This is a genomic window from Kothea flammea (assembly GCF_052161645.1).
GTDB lineage: Bacteria > Planctomycetota > Planctomycetia > Pirellulales > Pirellulaceae > Laterigemmans.
In genome coordinates this window covers 3,189,691-3,209,656 of the sequence record NZ_CP197414.1, presented here as the reverse complement: position 1 = coordinate 3,209,656, position 19,966 = coordinate 3,189,691, and the positions used below count along the sequence as shown (strand labels likewise).

The 19,966-nt window shown below is 53.7% G+C and carries 11 protein-coding genes and 1 pseudogene; 10 read left to right on the top strand and 2 right to left on the bottom strand.

From position 1 onward, the window contains the following. Positions 1-90: 90 nt before the first annotated feature. The gene (locus SH139x_RS12260; protein WP_488355497.1) at positions 91-687 is read right to left on the bottom strand and encodes an ECF-type sigma factor; all 597 of its coding nucleotides are present in this window, start codon (positions 685-687) and stop codon (positions 91-93) included. A 246-nt stretch (positions 688-933) separates the two neighbouring features. Here SH139x_RS12260 and SH139x_RS12255 point away from each other — a divergent pair, with 246 nt between their 5' ends. The 6 genes and pseudogenes from SH139x_RS12255 to SH139x_RS12230 all read left to right on the top strand — a co-directional run bounded on the left by SH139x_RS12255 (position 934) and on the right by SH139x_RS12230 (position 10,837). Next, on the top strand, positions 934-3,555 hold the full coding sequence (locus SH139x_RS12255; protein WP_488355496.1) for a protein kinase domain-containing protein: 2,622 nt from the start codon (positions 934-936) through the stop codon (positions 3,553-3,555). Between the two features lie 659 nt (positions 3,556-4,214). Continuing rightward, a complete protein-coding gene (locus SH139x_RS12250) occupies positions 4,215-4,742 on the top strand; it encodes a hypothetical protein (protein ID WP_488355495.1) in 528 nt (175 codons plus the stop codon). Between the two features lie 283 nt (positions 4,743-5,025). After that, positions 5,026-5,226, top strand: a pseudogene (locus SH139x_RS12245) (serine/threonine-protein kinase); the annotation flags it as partial. 806 nt (positions 5,227-6,032) lie between these two features. Beyond that, entirely contained in the window at positions 6,033-7,118 is a 1,086-nt protein-coding gene (locus tag SH139x_RS12240; RefSeq protein WP_488355494.1) for a glycoside hydrolase family 130 protein, read from the top strand. A 14-nt stretch (positions 7,119-7,132) separates the two neighbouring features. Further along, positions 7,133-9,385 (top strand): glycosyltransferase family 4 protein, encoded by a 2,253-nt coding sequence (locus tag SH139x_RS12235; protein ID WP_488355493.1) that lies wholly within the window; start codon positions 7,133-7,135, stop codon positions 9,383-9,385. A gap of 6 nt (positions 9,386-9,391) precedes the next feature. Then, positions 9,392-10,837 (top strand): glycoside hydrolase family 130 protein, encoded by a 1,446-nt coding sequence (locus tag SH139x_RS12230; protein ID WP_488355492.1) that lies wholly within the window; start codon positions 9,392-9,394, stop codon positions 10,835-10,837. Positions 10,838-11,101: 264 nt separating this feature from the next. Here the strand turns inward: SH139x_RS12230 and katG are convergent, their stop codons facing one another. Then, complete coding sequence (gene katG, locus SH139x_RS12225; protein ID WP_488355491.1) at positions 11,102-13,480, bottom strand: catalase/peroxidase HPI; 2,379 nt, start codon at positions 13,478-13,480, stop codon at positions 11,102-11,104. Between the two features lie 334 nt (positions 13,481-13,814). On the opposite strand from katG, the gene SH139x_RS12220 reads away from it, so the two are divergent. The 4 genes from SH139x_RS12220 to SH139x_RS12205 all read left to right on the top strand — a co-directional run bounded on the left by SH139x_RS12220 (position 13,815) and on the right by SH139x_RS12205 (position 19,940). Next, positions 13,815-16,559, top strand: a complete 2,745-nt coding sequence (locus tag SH139x_RS12220; protein WP_488355490.1) for a serine/threonine-protein kinase — start codon at positions 13,815-13,817, stop codon at positions 16,557-16,559. A gap of 74 nt (positions 16,560-16,633) precedes the next feature. Further along, complete coding sequence (locus SH139x_RS12215; protein WP_488355489.1) at positions 16,634-16,939, top strand: hypothetical protein; 306 nt, start codon at positions 16,634-16,636, stop codon at positions 16,937-16,939. 266 nt (positions 16,940-17,205) lie between these two features. Beyond that, complete coding sequence (locus SH139x_RS12210; protein WP_488355488.1) at positions 17,206-17,937, top strand: arginyltransferase; 732 nt, start codon at positions 17,206-17,208, stop codon at positions 17,935-17,937. Between the two features lie 176 nt (positions 17,938-18,113). Further along, positions 18,114-19,940, top strand: coding sequence for a DUF1598 domain-containing protein (locus SH139x_RS12205; RefSeq protein ID WP_488355487.1), 1,827 nt, complete (start codon positions 18,114-18,116; stop codon positions 19,938-19,940). The last annotated feature ends 26 nt before the right edge of the window (positions 19,941-19,966 follow it).

Genomic DNA, 19,966 nt, shown 5'->3' with positions numbered 1-19,966 from the left:
ATTTTTCCAAACCGTGCTGGGCAATTCCGGATCAATCCATCCCCTTTTGATAGTTCCGCCCGCGGAAGGTGCCCGGAAGGGGTACCGCTTTCAAGATTGCTCAAGCCATATTTGGCGAATGGATTTGAGGTAACGTTCGACGCTCTTGATCGAGCGGCCGATTCTGGCTGCGATTTCTTGATCGCTGTAACCGTGCAGTCTGAGAAGAGCAACTTCGCGAAGGCGATCATCCAATCCCTCGAGACGTTCGTTGCATAGTTGGCTGAGCGAATCGACATAGCCGGCATCAGGCGCCTTTTCCGCAATGTGCTCGATGCCCATCATATTTGCGTTTCGGCCGTTTTGAGGCAGTGAGACGGCTGATTCTCCAACCAATTTGCTCGAAGTCTGCTTTCGCCAAGCATTTGCCACCTTTCGCGAGGTGAGCATGCAGAGCAGTTGCCACAGGTCTTCTCGGTCTTCAAGCTTGCGAAAACGCCCCTCCCGAACGCCGTGATAAAAGGCGTTCATGGCGCTCAGCGTAATGTCCTCTTCGTCCAAAGCTCGTTTGGGCAAGCTGCCCATCTTCGCCCGCGCTAACGCCGCAACGCGGTCAAAAAATGTCTGCCAAATCAGTTCAGCAGCTCGTTCATCGCCACCCTTCAGACGGGTCAGTATTTGGGTGACCGAAAGATCTTCTTCGTTCATGCATTCGCAACTGGAAAATGGGCCAGCGGATTTCAGCTCGCGTTCCTACAATACATTGGAATCGAGAGAGCGGGTCCCGTTCCATACGATCGAAGAGGAAAAATACTGAAAAATACTTTATCCTAGTGAGGGGAAATGTAATCTGGGAACGAGCTCATTTAGAGGCAAACCACGGTATTCCGTCCCACCGATCCGTACTTGGTAACTAAGTGCCTATCCAACCACTTGCTCAAAGCAATCTGAACGATGGAATTAGACGCAGACGATCGAACAGTGGACTGGACACAAGTCAACCGCATGGCCGATGGCTTCGAAGATGCTTGGCTCGCCGGTCAGCGCCCATCCCTGGCTGACTACATGGATCAGAAACTGAATCCAACGTCACGAGCTGAATTATTCACGGCACTGCTTGAATTGGAACATCACTATTGGGAGGAAAAATCAGTTCCGTTCGACTTAGTTGGGCTCTCCGCTGAGTTCAATGAGTACGCCGGACTAATTGAGACGATCGCCCGAAGCAATTCGGACACTGCCGTTGCGGATCTCCAACCTGCTGCATTGAGAGACGAAAGTCGGAAGACCATGGCGGGGGCCCTTAAGGAAGATCGTGCTTACACTGCGTCGCCCGCTGCTGAATTTCATGCTGGGGAACGTCTTGGGCGTTATGAGATCCTTGAGACGCTTGGGATTGGGGCGATGGGCGAAGTCTATCTTGCCCGAGACACGCGACTTGGACGCAAGGTGGCCGTTAAGATACCACGCCTTTCGACATGTTTACCCGAAACAGTCACCCGTTTTCTCCGCGAAGCGAAAATGGCAGCTGCCCTCCGGCATCCAAATATCTGCCAAATATATGACGTCAGCATCGAGGAAGGATACCACACCATTTCGATGGCCCACATCGAAGGCGTTTGTCTTTCCGAATATATGCGTGAAAACGGACCACTTGAAGAAGCAGAGATCGTGAGGATTCTCTATAAACTGACATTGGCTCTCAGCGAATCGCACCGGCAGGGTGTGGTGCATCGTGATCTCAAGCCAGCCAATGTGATGCTAGACGATAGAGGCGAGCCGATACTGACAGACTTTGGGCTCGCCAGTCAGATGTCAACACCTGAATTCACTCAGTTGACTCAAGCGGGAATGATTGTGGGAAGTCCCGCTTTCATGTCTCCAGAACAGATTCGCAACGCGGCGTACGCGGGTCCAGCCACCGATGTCTATTCGTTGGGCATCATGATGTACCAAATGTTGACTGGGTTTCTGCCCTTCCGAGGCAACCTGCTAGAAGTGCTGGATGACATTGCCCGTAAAGAGCCCGAACGACCGACGAAGTTCCGCCAAGATCTCTCACCAGAGCTTGAGGCGATATGTTTGAAGGCGATCAAGAAGGACGCGGGCCAGCGATACACGTCCATGGCTGAGTTCGCTGCTGTTCTGGAAAACTTCAAAACCAGCTCCCCCGGTCATGCTAATGAACACCTTATACCTTCTGCACAACCTGAACCCGTCATGTCTACGACTGGAACGGGGAATCGACGTCGAAGCGCATGGGCGTTCTTAACAGCCATTGGGCTACTGTCACCCATCGTAGTCCTGAGCATTCTCTTTTGGATTTCCACGGAAAATGGGGGGCTGATGCGAGTGCAGATTGATGATCCCAGTCTTCAAGTAGTCATATCGACCGATGGCTTGACGATCAACCAAAAGAATGATTCCCAAGCCATTAAGGTTAAGTCGGGCGTCGGACAAACCCTGAAAGTGCTTCGTGGCGATTTTGCTTTTGAAACCGACTCCTTCATTCTTAAGGACGGCGAAACGACAAGGATCAAGATCGACTACGTTGACGGAAAAGTGGTCGCCGAGCGTGACGGTGAGAAGTGGCAAGTCTTTGACGCCGATCCTGAAATTCCGAAAATTGCGGAAAAACCCACCAGCACAGACACCCTGGATCATGATGTTCCCCTTGACGATCTTCCGCTTGAAGATGAAGCGTTAAGGAAATTAAACCGGCTTGTGGAAGCGGGCGTGATCCTACGAAAGACACAGGATGAAATTATTGCGTCTCCGATAACTCAACGTCCACGCGGTCTATTCGTAATCGATTTTACCGATTTTGGGCCCGTCAGCGATCAGGATCTAGCTTTTTTGCTATCCGTCGTTTCTGACTGTCGGCGACTTATCGTTAACACGGATGCTCTTACGGACACTGGCTGGGGGAATTTAGCCGTTAACTATTTTCCCGAGCTCTCACTGTTGGGCAATTCTCCACCACAAGAAGCATGGAATTATATTGGTTCGATGCGAAATCTGAGTCAATTATCGATTCGATATTCGGGTATGACCGACGCAGAGCTGGAAGTTTTGAAAGGGATGGTCAATCTGGAATATCTGGAATTGGCGTCGCCCTCAATCGATGGTTCTTGCTTTGTTTGGTTTAGCGCATTGCAAAAGCTGTTAAATTTGGAAATGTGGGGGACCGCTGTCACGGACCAAAATTTGGGGCTCTTGAGTCAACTCCGTTCTCTCCGAATACTGGGACTTGCTGGAACAAATATTGACGGCAGCGGTTTGTTGCAATTGTCTGGTTTAATCGCAGTCAATTTGCGAGATTGTAAGCGATTCGAGGATCTGGACTTTCTTTTGCCGCATCCGATAGAGTCGTTAGACTTGACTGGGACTGGTGTCCAAGATTTCAGCACACTGAAACAAGTGCCCGTTAGCTTTTTGAGTCTCGATTATAAACCGGAACGCGACCTCGAAAGTTTACGGCAAATTTCCACTTTGAAATCTATCAACGGTCTCCCTGCATCAGATTTTTTGGCAGGCGATCGGGAGGCCGAGAGTGATCTGAATTCAAGGAGATAGCATGAAATCTCCAATCTGTTACTCATATAGCGGTGCGTCGTGGCGATAATTTGATTTTTCAGCTACCCTAGCCGGTTAATCAGTCCGCGTGGCACGAAGCTTTAATGTAAGGAAACGTCATCTAAGAGAAGTGAACCACTAATCGGGCACTAGTTAACACTAATCAGCTCACCGGGCCTTTGATTAGTGTTGATTAGTGCGCATTAGTGTTCCTGAAAATATACTGAAAAACGGCTGATGATGTCGATGTGCGGTGAAGTGCGGATGCAAGCGGATTACCGACCACATCTAAGGCCACGTCCACATGAGCGTCGGCCGAGACAGGTCGGTCATCGCTTAGTCGAACTCACGAGTGGCATGATCGGTCGCCCCCGGCCGGCAAATGGGAATTCGAGCAAACTCACCCGAGCCCTCGAATAAGCTCCTGCCCCTTTCTACTTCTCCAGCTGTCGCTCTTGTCGGCTTGTTACACTTCGAGGGTAGATTTTAATTTTTTCCCGTTGTCGAAGTTTTGAAAAGCGATGTCCTCACCGAGATGCGTTGCTTTTTCAAAACGCTCAAGAGGGTAGGTTCGACTCAAGCCTCCGAGAATTTCAACCTTGAGCTTACTTGCCCTCTTGCTAAAAAGGGATGCCTGGAGCACTTGCAATTGATTGAATATGCTGGAGATTTTCGCACTACCCTATTTTGCAATAACCGGGGTCGTTGGCTGGGCCGTATTCGAGCCGTTTTTTCGAGCTGACGACACCGAGTTATCGTTTTCTTTCGCAAAGATAGCCATTGCCGATTTACTAGCTGTATGCTTGCCAGTCGGCGTGCTTTTGTCGGCTGCTAGATGGATGATGCCGGTGACCAACTTGTCGCTCGCAGCACAGACGATCGTGCTAGCGATTGCCTTGCTATTTGCCCTGTTTGCGTTGCTAGCGGGCCTATTCCTAGTGCGCAGGATGATTGAAATAACCTTTCTTAAACGTTTGGCAGTGGTTGGAATTATTGCACCTTTTGGGATTCTCTTAACCATTGGATGGGTTGCATTCCTGGTTTGGTCTTGCAGCTTTTCGATGTCGTATGCCTTTCCTTCATCGTTAGCGATCGCTGCAGCCACATACGGGCTGCGCATTGTTGGCCTTTGGGTTTGCCAAATCGAAACAAAGGTGGTGGAGAAATCGGCAGACCAGTCTGCCTAAAAGCTCTGAAGTTCTTCGTGGAGGGTGATGCAGTTCTCCCTGGAACCTAAAGTTACGACCGCATTTAGGCAAGGTAACATACGCTCGTTAACTCGAGTGAGCGAACACAGCGTTCCGATCCGCCCGCTTGTCCGACTATGACGTTGCAGCGGGCATTTCAGTATAATCCCACGCAGCTGACAAGCAGTTTGTCCGATTCTCTGCGGCGAGAAAATAACAACCGCCCATGGTCAAAGCTGAAAGACGTTGAGATGAATGATGTCGACTTGGTTATTCTGGTGATGCGTATCAATCCAATCCCATCAAGCGACGCGTCGCGCTGAAGTTGATTAAAAAGGGGATGGATTCCAAAGCGGTTGTAAGTCGCTTTGAGCAAGAACGCCAGGCGCTCGCGGTTATGGATCATCCTAATATCGCTCGCGTTTATGACGGCGGGATGACAGATCAGGGACAACCTTTTTTCGCCATGGAACTTGTCAGGGGTCGACGTCGAATTTGTGATGGGGCAAACGCCGCAGCTCGTGCCACGACTCATGCGCGTCCGCATCCTCAGCCTAACGAGATCAGCGAAGAGCGAAGATGCGTTCCGCTCGGCTGATCGTTTCGCCGACTGGATCGATGATGCGGAGGCGAACACCGCGCCTCAATTGAAACAGGCCCCAGCCCTCGTTGCCGTTCGGGCACATCCTAAGTTCTCGAGCTTTGTTGCGTCGTTCATGAACACGGAGTGAGTAATCTGTGACCGCTCCGCGGTCGGTCTTTCGGTTACGGGCTTGCAATAGGCTTCCAAAGACACACGTCGCCCGATCCTGAAGGGATCATAGACGGCAGCCGGCGGTAAACGCAGCGCCGTCCCCGGAACACTAAATCGTTTGACGGTTGTGCTGGGCCGGAATCGTGGTATGCTGAGGAGTTGGCCTGCGCGAAACTCGCATTCAGATGCCGCCGGCGGTTTCTTGTCGTGCTCACGACGGCAGGCTCGTCGCTCGCACTCCGCTGTTTGTTCTCGTTGAAGATTCTTTTCGACAGACCAACCGCAGCAGGCCCAGCGATTGCCCCAAGGAGGCAATCATGACGCTGCGACATTTCAATCCGCTCTTAAGTCGATTCAGCTCAGATTGCGTGACCAGTTCACACGGATTGGTTCTCGAAGGTGCTTTGCCCCATTTTTAGCTTGAGGCATTCTCGGTTCGCGCATCCCCAAAATTTGGAATGGAATTCCATGATACGGCAATGTTAGCTGCGTGCCGATCGTGATCAATCGATACCACAAATCGTTACGTGCAGACCATGATCGCAAGACGATCTAATTTACTACTGTTGGAACCGCGTGCTCTTCAGCCATCGCATGGCGAATTGGAAGTCATTGGGGTTTTCAACCCTGCCGTAGCGCGGGTCGGTGATAGCCTCTACATGCTCGCCAGAGTCGCCGAGCGTCCAGCGGAGCAACGTGCGGGCTGGACGGCCTTGCCGCACTGGTCTTCTCAAGGGATCGTGGGGGCAAATTGGGTTCGCGATGCCGAGTTGATCCACTCCGATGCTCGCGTCGTCTGGGAGTCAAACAGCGGCAATCTACGCCTGACGTCTGTCTCCCATTTGCAGCTATTTCGCCTGGCGAATGGGAAAAGTGAATCATCGTGGGAGTTTGTGGCTGCCATACTTCCCGAAGGTCCTTGGGAAGCCTACGGTATCGAAGATCCGCGGGTCACCAAGATAGACGACACTTACTGGATCACTTACGTCGCAGTTTCTCAATCGGGTGCTGCGACTGCACTGATGTCGACGACAGACTTTGTAAAGTTTGATCGACATGGAATCATTTTTGCAAGCGAAAACAAAGACGTCGTACTTTTTCCGGGACGCGTCAACGGTGACTTCCTGGCATTGCATCGTCCGAATCCACACTCTCATTTTAGCCCCCCACAAATATGGCTCGCCCGTTCGCCCGACCTGATTCACTGGGGACGCCATGAATTTGTGCTTGGAGGTATGCGTGCCTGGGAAGGTGATCGCGTCGGTAGTGGGACCCCGCCGCTGCTATGTGATGAAGGGTGGTTGACCTTGTACCACGGCAGCACACTGTCCAACGTGGCCGGCAGGGTGGGCTGCTACTGCGTTGGTGCATTGTTGCTCGATCGAGATCAACCCGGCCGCGTATTGGCTCGCTCGAACCAGCCCATCATGCAGCCGACTACCAATTTTGAAACGAGCGGATTTGTCCCTGATGTTATTTTTCCGACAGCAATGATTGAGAGCGGCGATGAGCTGCAAGTGTTTTACGGAGCAGCCGACACCTGTGTCGCTTCGGCTTGGTTCTCGAAGCAATCCTTGCTGGGGTCGCTCGATTTTCAAAAAGAGAACATATCACAACAATGACTACACCCACGTCAATGAAAATCGCATTTGTTGGTAACTACCTTCCTCGCAAATGTGGCATCGCAACGTTCACTCACGATTTGCGGATAGCGGTCGCCAATCAGTCCAAGGCGAAGTGTGTTGTTGTCACCATTGACGACATCGCCGGCGGATATGCCTATGACGACGAGGTTCAATTTCAAGTTGCCGAACAAGAGCTGGATGAGTACCGCAATGCAGCGGACTTTCTAAATTGCAGCAACGTCGATGTCGTCTCATTGCAGCACGAATTTGGGATCTTCGGTGGCCCTTGTGGCAGTCACGTTCTGGCACTTCTGCAAGACCTACGCATTCCGGTAATCACGACTCTACATACCGTGCTGTCGGAGCCAAATCAAACGCAGCGCGCCGTGATGATGCAGCTGGTTCGCCTCTCGACGCGACTGGTCGTGATGACCGAGCGTTGCCGTCAAACTTTGCTGAATACTTACTCGGTCGATAGCGACCAAGTCGATTTGATTGCGCACGGAATTCCCGATGCTCCCAACGCTGACCAGAAGGTTTTAAAAGCTCAGTTTGATGTCGAAGACAAACCTGTAGCATTGACTTTTGGCCTGCTCTCACCTGGTAAGGGGGTGGAGCATGTCCTCAAAGCGATTCCCGAAATCGTGGTCAAATTCCCGGACTTTATTTATATCGTCCTTGGGGCGACGCATCCGAGCTTGGTACGTGAGCAGGGTGAACGCTATCGCATCAGCTTGGAACGAATAGCCAAGGAGCTTGGCATCACCAAGCATGTGAGCTTTTACAACCGCTTTGTCGAACTGGAAGAGCTAACCGAGTTTATCGGGGCGGCCGACCTGTATATCACCCCTTATCTGAACGTCCAGCAAGCGGTTTCGGGTACGTTGGCTTACGCGTTCGGTTGTGGCCAGGCTGTGATCTCCACGCCGTATTGGCATGCCGAGGAATTACTTGCCGATGGGCGTGGGGTCTTGGTCCCATTTGCCGATTCGTCTGCGATCGCCCGAGAAGTCATCGGGTTGCTCGGCGACGACGAGCGGCGGCTTGCGATGCGAGACCGGGCTCATGAATTGGGGCGTAGCATGACTTGGGATCACGTTTCCCAGCTGTACCTCGACTCTTTCAAGCGGGCGCGCGATCAAAATAGCTTGTCGCTAAAGCCACTTGCCGTCCGCACGCTTGACGAGCAGCCGCTGGCCCTGCCGCACATGCAGCTCGACCATCTACAACACTTAAGTGACTCCACTGGCGTCATCCAACACGCCATCTATTCGATTCCCGATCACGCGCACGGCTACTGTACTGATGATAACGCGCGAGCGTTGATCCTGACTGTCTTGCTGGAGGCGCAGGGTAGGGACTCGCCCGAAGTGCACTCACTTGCATCTCGCTATGCTGCCTTTTTGAATAACGCCTTCAATCGCAACACCAATCGATTTCGCAATTTCCTCAGTTTTGATCGTCGTTGGCTAGAGGAAGATGGTTCAGACGACTCCCAAGGCCGTGCGTTGTGGGCGTTGGGGACATGCATTGGTCGTTCGCGCCGCGCAGGGTTGTCCGCCTGGGCTCGCGACCTATTTCAGCGGGCACTTCCGGCCTGTGAGCAGACCACATCGCCTCGAGCTTGGGCCCTTGCCATTCTTGGCATTCATGAGTATTTGCGGCGTTACAGCGGTGATCGCAGTGCTGCGACGATGAGCCAGCAGTTGGCAGACCGGCTTGCCGACATGTACGATGCGACGGCTTCGGATGCTTGGCCCTGGTTTGAAAATATAGCGACCTACAACAACGCCAAGTTATCGCAGGCGTTGATCACCCACGGCCGCTGGTCTGATGATCGGCGAGCGGCCAATATCGGACTAAAATCTTTGCGATGGCTTTGCGAAATTCAGCTTTCGCCGCAGGGGCGATTCCGCCCGATTGGTTCCAACGGCTTTAGCCGCGAGGGCAAGGTGGCGGCGGTGTTTGACCAGCAAGCCATTGAGGCTCACGCGATGGTTTCGGCGTCGATCGAGGCGTTTGCTTTCAGTAAAGATCCCTTTTGGACCGAACAAGCTCACTTGGCCTTTGATTGGTTTTTGGGACGCAATGATCTCGGCGAACCGATCTATGATCCATCGACGGGCGGTTGCTTTGATGGCTTGATGGAGAATCAAGTCAACGCAAACCAAGGTGCCGAGTCGACACTTGCTTTTTTACTCGCGCTCGTCGAAATGCGCGGCCTCAGCGCGACGATGCGCGTCATCTCTAACACCGTTAGTTGAAAATAATTGCCAATCAATCGAACCAATATCGTTCTCTCTCCCAACAAACAACGCGTTGTCTTGCGGCCATTCCAGCCGCCCGGTAACGACCGCGTGCTGCGTGTTATCGGACGCGTCTGTACGCTGTCGGATCAGGAGGTCGACCACCAACTCACTCACGTGCTGGAGGAATTTCACGGGCGACATCAGAAACCTAAAGCGTATTTCGAGCGCAGATTTCAAGACATTAAGCACCATCTGCTGACCGATACCCCGCTGAGCGAAAACCGTCGGTTGCTGTTGGGGGCGTACTTTACCCAGGAGTACGCGTTGGAATCCGCGGCGCTGTTCAATCCTTCGCTCGTGTGGCATCCCGAACAGACTGATTTGCCGGCCGGCTCTCGGCGGTTCGCAATGAGTTTGCGGGCGGTCGGGGAAGGGCATATCTCGTCGATCGTTTTTCGCAGCGGAACGATCGACCGTGACGTGAACATCGTCGTTGATGAACCAGTGCGGTTCGTTACCACTCCCCGTTATGTTCCTGATTCATGTTACGACAATGATCTGTTTCGTCGCAAACTGATCGAATTAGGCCTCGGGAATTCCTTCACCTACGAAGTCCTCGCATCGCTCCCGGAGGAATTTACCCTTGATCATCTCCAGATGCGTCTAACCGCATCACTGCGGGAACACCGCTCTCGTCACGAAGAACTTGAGCCCTTGGTCAAGCGAACTCTCATGCTGGCAAAATCAAACTATGAGATCCAATACACTCCCGATCACGAATTATCCGAACGGGTGATATTTCCTTTTAGCCCTACCGAAAGTAACGGCATCGAGGACGCGAGATTCGTTCATTTCCAACACGAGGATGGCAGTAGCCGATATTACGCCACCTACAGTGCTTACGACGGGCAGATGGTGTTGCCTCAATTGTTAGAGACGAAAGACTTTCTCCGCTTCAAAATGCATACGCTAAACGGGCCCGCTGTTTCCAATAAAGGTATGGCGTTATTCCCGAGGAAGATCAACGGCCACTACGCGATGCTGGGTCGCCAAGACGGCGAGCATTTGTTTTTGATGTACTCCGACTTGCTCTACTTTTGGCACACCAGCGAATTGATCGTTAAACCCGCCAACCCTTGGGAATACGTCCAGATGGGCAACTGCGGATCGCCGATCGAAACGGACGCCGGTTGGCTGGTGCTCACCCACGGGGTCGGGCCGATGCGAAAGTACTGTATTGGCGCGATACTGCTGGATATCGACAATCCGTCCGTTGTTATCGCCCGGCTGCACGAACCGCTTGTCACCCCGAATGAAGTTGAACGCGAAGGCTACGTCCCTAACGTGGTTTACACATGTGGAGCGATCGTTCACCAGGAACACTTGATTATTCCCTACGCCATGTCGGACTATGCCACAACCTTTGCCACCATCAAAGTCGCAGAGCTGCTGGCTTCAATGTCATAGCGTCGACATTTGATCAAGAAGACGTTAATTTCTGAACCAACCAGTTGCAGAGTAGGGCTGTGGTCCGCGGCGACTGCCCGTAACCGCTCGCCGGCCGAATTTCATGGCTCCGAAATTCGCGTTCATCTCAGAGTTTTGTTGAAACGACTGGGTTTCAAGCGGGGTCAACGATGGCGTTGGCCAGTGCGGTTTCAGTTGCAACCGCGATATTAACCAACGCCATCTCGAATGACACAAAAAGATCGACTCACGCCGATATCGCCGCTAGCGTTGGCTAAGTGCCACCGGCTTAGCAGCCCCCTTGAGAGCCGGGTCCAAGTCAAAACGATCCAAATTCATCACCTTGTTCCAAGCGGCAACGAAGTCTTGCACAAACCGAGCCTCGGCATCGGCGCTGGCGTAAACTTCGCTGATCGCTCGCAGTTGAGAGTTCGAGCCGAATACCAGGTCCACCGAGCTGCCCATCCATTTCATTTGGCCAGTCTCGCGGTCGCGACCTTCGAAGAAATGATCGCAGACTGACGAAGTCTTCCACTCGATGTTCATATCCAGCAAGTTAACGAAAAAGTCATTGGACAACGTCTCTGGCTGGTTAGTAAGGACACCCATTTGTGGAACACCGACGTTCGTGTTCAACACCCGCATGCCACCGATCAAGGCGGTCATTTCTGGAGCGGTGAGCGTCAGCAAGTGAGCGCGATCAATTAACAACTCTTCCGCAGGACGATCCAATTCGTGATTAAAGTAGTTGCGGAAACCATCGGAAGTTGGCTCAAGTACGGCGAAGGATTCGACATCGGTTTGCTCTGGTAGAGCATCGGTCCGGCCGGGAGCAAACGGAACTCTGACATCGTGCCCGGCCTTCTTGGCAGCAGCCTCCACAGCGGCGACGCCACCCAACACAATCATGTCGGCCAGCGACACGCGTCTGTTTCCTGACTGGGCACGATTGAAATTTTGCTGAATGGCTTCCAGTTTTTTCAGCACTCGCGTTAATTGGTCCGGGTTATTCACAGCCCAGTCCTTTTGCGGCGCGAGGCGGATGCGAGCTCCGTTAGCGCCACCTCGCTTATCGGTTCCACGGAACGTCGAAGCTGACGCCCAAGCGGTGGAAACGAGTTGCGAAATGGAAAGCCCGGAATCTAAAATTTGACTCTTCAGCGTCGCGATATCCCGCTCTCCGATCAACTCATGATCGACTGCCGGAACGGGATCCTGCCACAACTGAGGCTCCGCAACCAAGGGACCGAGGCAACGTGAAACGGGTCCCATGTCGCGGTGCGTTAGCTTGTACCAAGCCTTCGCAAATGCCGTCGCGAACTGGTCAGGATTCTCATGAAACCGCTTGGAGATCTGACGATAAGCGGGGTCCATCTTGAGCGCGATGTCAGTCGTAAACATCATCGGCGCGTGCGTCTTGGCTGGATCGTGCGCGTCGGGGACCGTCCCCTGAGCTGCATCGTCTTTGGGAGTCCATTGCCAAGCCCCGGCTGGGCTTTTGACAAGTTTCCAGTCATAGTCGAACAGGTTATCGAAGTAGCCATTCGACCATGCCGTGGGAGTTGAAGTCCAAGCACCCTCAAGACCGCTGGTGATCGTGTCCCCAGCGTTACCACTGCCGTACGTGTTCTTCCAACCCAAGCCCTGCTCAACAAGGCCGGCACCTTCAGGTTCGGGGCCAACGTTTCCGGTTGGAGTGGCAGCGCCGTGAGCTTTTCCAAACGTATGACCACCAGCGATCAACGCGACTGTTTCCTCGTCGTTCATTGCCATGCGAGCAAAGGTTTCGCGAATATCGCGGGCCGCCGCCAGCGGGTCGGGTTTGCCGTTCGGGCCTTCTGGGTTGACATAAATGAGTCCCATTTGAACCGCCGCCAACGGCGTCTCCAATTCACGATCGCCCGAGTAACGTTTGTCACCCAGCCACTCGCTTTCCGGTCCCCAATAAACATCTGTTTGTGGTTCCCAGACATCGGCTCGGCCACCGGCAAACCCCATCGTTTCAAATCCCATCGACTCCAGGGCGCAATTGCCCGCCAAAACCATCAGATCGGCCCAAGAAATTTTCTGGCCATATTTCTGCTTGATCGGCCACAGCAAACGACGCGCTTTGTCCAAGTTTGCATTGTCGGGCCAACTGTTAAGCGGAGCAAAACGCTGGGTGCCATAGAAGGCGCCGCCGCGTCCATCACTGACACGATAGGTTCCCGCGCTGTGCCAAGCCATGCGAATGAACAACGGTCCGTAGTGCCCGTAATCGGCCGGCCACCAATCTTGTGAAGTTGTCATCAATTCCTTGACGTCTTTTCTTAACGCCTCCAAATCAAGCTTGCTGAATTCTTCGGCGTAGTTGAATTGACCGCCCAATGGGTTCGCCATCGACGAGTTCTGATGAAGGATCTGCAGGTTTAACTGATTGGGCCACCAGTCACCGTTGGAATAGACGCCGGCTGCGGTGTGTCGAGCGGAGGCGTCATTCGTAACACCCATTACCGGGCACTTTACCGCGCCGGCCGAAACTTGTTCACCGCCAGCTGGCTTTGCAGCCGTTTGGGCCGACGCACTTTGCGCAAACCCTGTGTTGGCAATGCAAAGCACCGCCAAGCTCGTCGTGAGACGAGTAAAATGCTTAGTCCAGGTCATGTATTCTCTCCGTGAGTTGGGGTTGTAAGTCGTAGCCGATGAGCAGGACCGACCAGACAACCAGTTAATTATGCAGGATTTCTCCCCATCCATCCAATGCATTCTGGACATATTCGCCATGCGAATTACGCATAGCGAGAAAAGGGCTTCGATGGACAGTTGCATAGTTAGCTTCTGCGTCTGTCAACCACCGATGTGATTTTCCCAAAGCAATGACCCGACGTGGCACGGCGTCTGATTTGTGGCGGGGGATAGCCGTTTGAGTTTTGCCTCGAGTATATTGTTTGATGATTGCTTGTGTTCAGCACGCCCCATCTCGGGAGTCTCGCCAACTATGAATTTCCGCCGAGATCAAGAATTATTGCTGATTTTGCTCGCCGCCCAAATGGGTTTGATCGATTCACAGCAACTGCGAGACGTTCTGGCCGCTTGGCAACAAGATGCGACCCAGCCCGCTCTGAAATTGCTGCGGCAGCAACCTGGTCTTTCCGAGGAACAACTTGGCTTAATCTCGGCGCTGGCCGAAAATCACTTACAGCAGCATGCCGGGCGGCTCAACGACAGCTTAGCCGCACTTTCGCTGAGCACATCCGTTGAATTGACTTTAGAGCAAAGCCAGGTCTTAACACCCGAACTGGCAGCCACAGTATGCGCGACTGGAAACTCGAAGAAACAGTTTGAACGCAAGCAAGGCTCGTCGCCGCCAGCAAACAGCGGATCCGACGCTCCGCAATCGCCAGGTCGTTTCAGCATCGTGCGACCGCATGCCAAGGGAGGATTGGGGGAAGTTTACGTGGCGCTCGATCATGAGCTGAACCGACAAGTTGCCCTCAAGGAGATCCAGAGCGACTATGCATTTCGCGAATCAAGCCGCAATCGATTTATTGCCGAAGCTGAAATTACCGGTGGGTTAGAACACCCCGGCATCGTGCCCGTCTATGGCTTGGGAACTTACGATGACGGCAGACCCTACTATGCAATGCGACTGATCAAAGGGCAAAGCATGGCGGAAGCTGCATTGCGATTTCATCAGCAGCATCCTCCGCGTTCCTCGCAAGACTATCTCAGCAGCACTTTTCGAGAACTGCTGAGGCGTTTTATTGACGTCTGTAATTCGATTGAGTATGCGCACGCTCGCGGGGTGCTGCATCGCGACCTCAAGCCCGGCAATATTATGTTGGGCAAGTACGGCGAGACCTTAGTGGTCGATTGGGGGCTGGCAAAAACGATGGAGCGTCGCTCGAACATTCCAGCGGAAGCGGAAGCAAGTGAAGAGGACACGTTACGTTTATCCTCCGGTTCCGATGTGGCCCACACGGCGATGGGCCAAGTCTTGGGGACATTGGCCTACATCAGTCCCGAAGCGGCATCTGGCGATATCGAATCAATTGGCGTGGCGAGCGATGTCTACTGCTTGGGTGGCACCCTCTATTTTTTGCTGACCGGGTCCGCACCACACAAAGGGAGCTCCACAGAGGTGTTGGAGGCGGTAAAGAGCGGTCGCTTTTGCCCTCCGCAACAAGTCAATCCCCATGTTCCCAAAGCGTTGGCGGCGATCTGTTTGAAAGCCATGCATCGCGAAGCGCCCCAGCGTTACTCGGGCGCCCAAGCGTTATCGAAGGACATTGAAGCCTGGTTGGCCGACGAGCCGGTTTCCGCCTGTCGCGACCCGCTGGCCGCCCGCTTTTCCCGTGTGGTGCGAAAAAACCGCGAACTTTTTGCCGCTTCCACGGTCTTTGCCCTGCTGCTGCTCGTCGGCACCGTTGTCACATCGTTGCTGCTGTCTCAAAAGAATCAAGATTTGAAAACGGCTTACGGAGTGGCTAATGACAATTTGCGATATGCCGAAGAGCAGCGCAATTTGGCTGAGGAGCAGGCTGGTTCGGCTCGCAAAATGGCCTTGACGATCACCGAGCTTGCCGAGAAAAAACTCTCGGAGAGCAACAGCGAGACAACTTACCGCGAATCATTAATGGATAGCGCGTACGCTTTATTCAAAGACTCGCATGACAGAGACCCCAAAGCCGAAAATGTCTCGTTTGACTTGGCAAATATTGCCAGATTGACGGCGAATGTCAAAGGCTTGCTGAACAAATATCCCGAAGCCCTTGCGCTCATCGAAGAATCGATCACGCTGCAGACACAGCTAGAGCGGGACGATCCAGCAGCAGATCTCTATCTAGCGCATTCCTACCGAGACCAAGGCTCCTTCGCCAAAGCGAGCGGAGATTTAACCTTGGCGGCAACCGCTTTCGACAACGCGTTGACGCTATTGCGAGCGCTGAATTCGGAGGACGAGGCGGATGCAGAAATACAGTTGCTGCAGGGAACGATGGATATTGAGCGCGTTGGCTTAGCGATTGAAATGCTCGACGATGACCAAGCATTATCATCAGCCAAGCAGGCCGAACAACTATTCTTGCAACGCGTTGCTGGTGAGCAACCGCAAGTGTTGGACTTTGTGTTTGCCAACATGGCCGCATATCGACACGGACAAGCGTTATATCGCCTGAATAACCCCGCTGCAGGGAGAGAAATTTATCAACGCGCGATCGAACGCGGCGAGCAATGGCTGGAGCGTTTTCCAACCATCAATTTGGAAAACGTCCAAGCTCGCCTGCATCTCTACTTTGCCACTGACCTTGCCAAACTGGAACCACTGGCGGATGACGCAGCAAAACTTGCCGACGAAGCCATTCGCAGGTACCAGAAGATGCTGACAGCCGGTGGCGGAACGAAACATCGTTACTACGTGGCCCGCGCCCAGCAGACGCGGGCCAACATAGCGCTGAGAGAGAACGATACCGCAGCGGCACAAACGGGCTGGAGTGATGCGCTCGCCAATCTACGTTTAGTGCTGGCCGAAAAAGAGACGGCCGATTATTTTGCCGCGCTCGCCAGCCTGCTGCGAGATCAAGCAGAATATCATACGGGGGAGGGTGCACCGATTACAGCGCGGGAATTGTTGGAACAAGCGGTGGATGCCCAACGCGCCGCCCTGGAACAAAGCCCCGATTCCTTGCTGGTTCGACAAACATTGTCCGAGCTGGAAGACGAATTGGGCAAACTGTCACCTTAAGCGTCTGTTAAATTTTGTTCGCGGCACCTTTTTTGACTCTTTTCAGTTTTTGACTCTTGAAGGAGCAGATTTTCATGCCATCACTTGCCTTTGGCCCTTCGATTCGTCGTCACAGCGCCTTCAAAATGGTATTTCTTGGTAGCGGATTCGTGGTGGGGACGCCGGTGAGAGTCCAAGAAGGGACCACCCGCCTGGATCGGCGGGGATCGATTACCTACGTGTCGGGAACGCATGCAGTGGCCGATTTTGCGGCGATCGTCAGCAGCGAGGAGAAGGAAGAGGATTCGCCGGCGGTTACAATTCTCGACGATGACATTTTGGACATCACGGTAACGGTGGGAACGACCGTGTCGGTCGGGCCGGGCGTGGTGTCGCCGTAGGTAAATGCCCGCGAATTATCAGCGGCAGGGAGCTGACTTTCCCCGCTGCCAGTAAACTTATCGAGCCAGCAAACTCAGCGAGTCAAAGGCTGATTTCCGCTGTAATCGAGAGGTTTTTTTGCCAGAGGCGATTGCAAGCGATATAATTGGCGTTATCTGGCTGAGCATTTTTGCAAATGTGATAAGACCCCAGCCGAAAATCGCAGACAATTTTGGCAAGCGGTTTTCGGGGTAGGTACTCAACCTTAATTCCGATTGAGACCGACGTGTTTAATCGATCTCTGGTAATGGTGCATGACCAACCTCAGCCTTGTCCATACATCAGCGAACAAGAGGCTCGGATGCCTCTCTGCTTGGCGACCAAGCCGCTGACAGCGGAAGAATTGGACGATTGCTTGGCGGCCGGTTACCGGCGGAGCGGTTTGTTTCTTTATCGAACCCAGTGCGTTGCTTGCCAAGCTTGCGAGCCGACGCGCGTCGCCGCTGTTGACTTTCAGATCAGCCGCTCGCAGCGACGAGTGCTAAAGCGGGGAGACAGGATAATCCGCGTCGAAATGGGGTCACCCAAACTCGACCAGCGGCGGATTGAATTGCTGAATGAACATCGTTGTAGTCGACAGTTAGCACTGAACCGCGCACTGTTGGACGCGGACGATTATCGTTCTTTCCTGGTCGAAGCCTGCTGTGACACACGGGAATTTAGCTATTGGATTGAAGACCATCTGGTTGCCGTGGCCATTGTCGATTTTGGAGCCACGTCCCTCTCGGCGGTTTATTGCTATTTTGATCCCCAAGCGGACCGTTTTAGCTTGGGAACGTACTCGATCCTCAAACAGCTTGAGTTAGCCTTGGAAACTGGCCGCAAATACGTTTATCTCGGCATGTATGTGGCCAGTAACCAGCATCTCAATTACAAAGCGAACTTCAAGCCTCAGCAACGATTGATCGGGGGAGAATGGAAAGATATCCCCGCAGATTCGCCGCCAGTGCTCGTTTGAGGCAACCGCCACGACTCCGCGAATAGCCACACGAGTTTTGTAAACGACAAGTTGTGCGAGCTATTGCCGGATGGGACTGTTAAACTAATTGTGAAATTGGCATTGGTCTTGGAACAACCGGTGCCAACGGGACAGAGGCCCATGACTTTTCTTGATCATCGGAAGCGAGGCACGCAATGAAATCCAAGGTTTATCGAACAATCTTTCTCTCAGGGCTGACGCTCAGCAGCTGGTTGTTGCTGGGCGTCTGTTTGAGAACACCACACGCAAGTGGTCAAGACAGCGTCCCAAGCCCATCGACGGAAACTGAAAAGTTCTCGTTGCATTTGCAGGCGGGTGAATTCGCGACGGCGCGGAAGTTAATCCCGCAGTTGTCGGCGGATCGACGAGATTGGGCAAAGAGCCAGTTGGCCACGATGCTGGGGACATCAGGCTACGCGGGAGCGGCGGCAGAGACCGTCGGTGCGATTGGACAGCCGGCTGTGCGTCAAGCGACGATCGAGCGATTTCGCGAGAGGGTAGCAGATTACGGCTCAGCACTAAGCTACGGCGCGGGAGCGGGCTCTCGCGACCGCTTGCCGGCGGGTGGCGGCAGCGGGGGTGCGGCGATTGCCGACTTTGATTCCTTAATGAATTTGATCCAGACGACGATCGCACCGGATACTTGGGAAGCGTTGGGTGGCCCCAGCACGATGGCTCCTTATCGAGCTGGGATTCACGTCGATCCGCAAGGCTTGGTTCGCGATATAGCCGTGGGTGGTTCGGATCAGTTGGCCAACCTCAGAGCCCAAACGTTGGGCATCACCCGCGGTGCGGCTGAGATCAAGAGCAACACAAACTGGACCGCCCCGAGTAATTTGAGAGTTGTGTCCTTAAAGCGGCTGCGTACGGCTCTGCTGGCCAACGGCATCGCCGGCCTGCCAGCTAGCAATTCGATGCAAAACTTGGCCGGTCTAAGTGAGATTCAGTATCTCATCTTGAGCGAGGATGACGTGTTGCTGGCGGGACGCGTGGGGGGCATTGATCCGGCCGCCGGGCCTTGGCCGCGCGATCTCGACAGCGGCAAGGTCGCCTTGGGCTTGGAGCTGTTGACCGCTTCAGCGGCAGCTGTGCTCGACGGTCAACCCTACGGATGTTCGATTGATCCGACGGAAGCGGGCTTGCAAGCCGCGCAGCAGGTTGCCGCTGGGATCGCCCGGAAGGAGATCCCGACGGCGACAGCTGCGGCAGCGTTGGCGGATGCTTTGGGACCTCAGAACATTTCCTTATTTGCCGTGCTGCCCGACGCGCCCCTAGCCTGGTTGCTCGTTGACGCGGACCGCCACATGAAGCAGTTGGCTCTCGGCGAGCATCCATTGCCCCCCGGTGTGTTCAACTATTTGGAAATCATCGAACAGAGCGTAAAGCGGGCCCCCAACGCGGCCGTCCCCAGCGGACAAATGCTGCGGCTCTGGTTTGCCGCCCAGCCGAAGTCGATTCGCAAATCGAACGAGGGAGATACTTTTGAGCTGAGCGGATCGCCGCTGCGGCTGATCAGCGCAAAGGAATTTGCCAACCAACAGGGAGAACGTCAACAAGCTGGTGAGGATCCTCTTGGACAAGCCTTCACCAAGCAGTTCAACCAAAATTTCCGCTCGATCGCCAGCCAATATCCCGTCTATGATCGCTTGCGCGGCGCTTTCGAATTAACCGCCGCCATGCAGTTGTTGCGGCAAACGGTGGGGCCGCAAGAGTATCGTGAGTTGGTTGGTGAACTATCCCAGCCGGAGCTGTTCCTGGATGCCTCCTTAGCCACACCAAAGCAATGTCAATCGATTGCGGTAAGGCATACCATTCGGTCCGGCAGGCAGCGCCACGAGGTGTATGTTGCCAGCGGCGGAGTGCATATTGACCCCGCGCAAACGTCGCTCACCAGCATCACGACTTACCCGCAATTAGATTCGCTCCGCGAGCAATTGCAGCCGCAACCGGTCGAGAACGATCGTTGGTGGTGGGATCAATAAGCTTCTCGCCGAGCCAGTCGACGCTG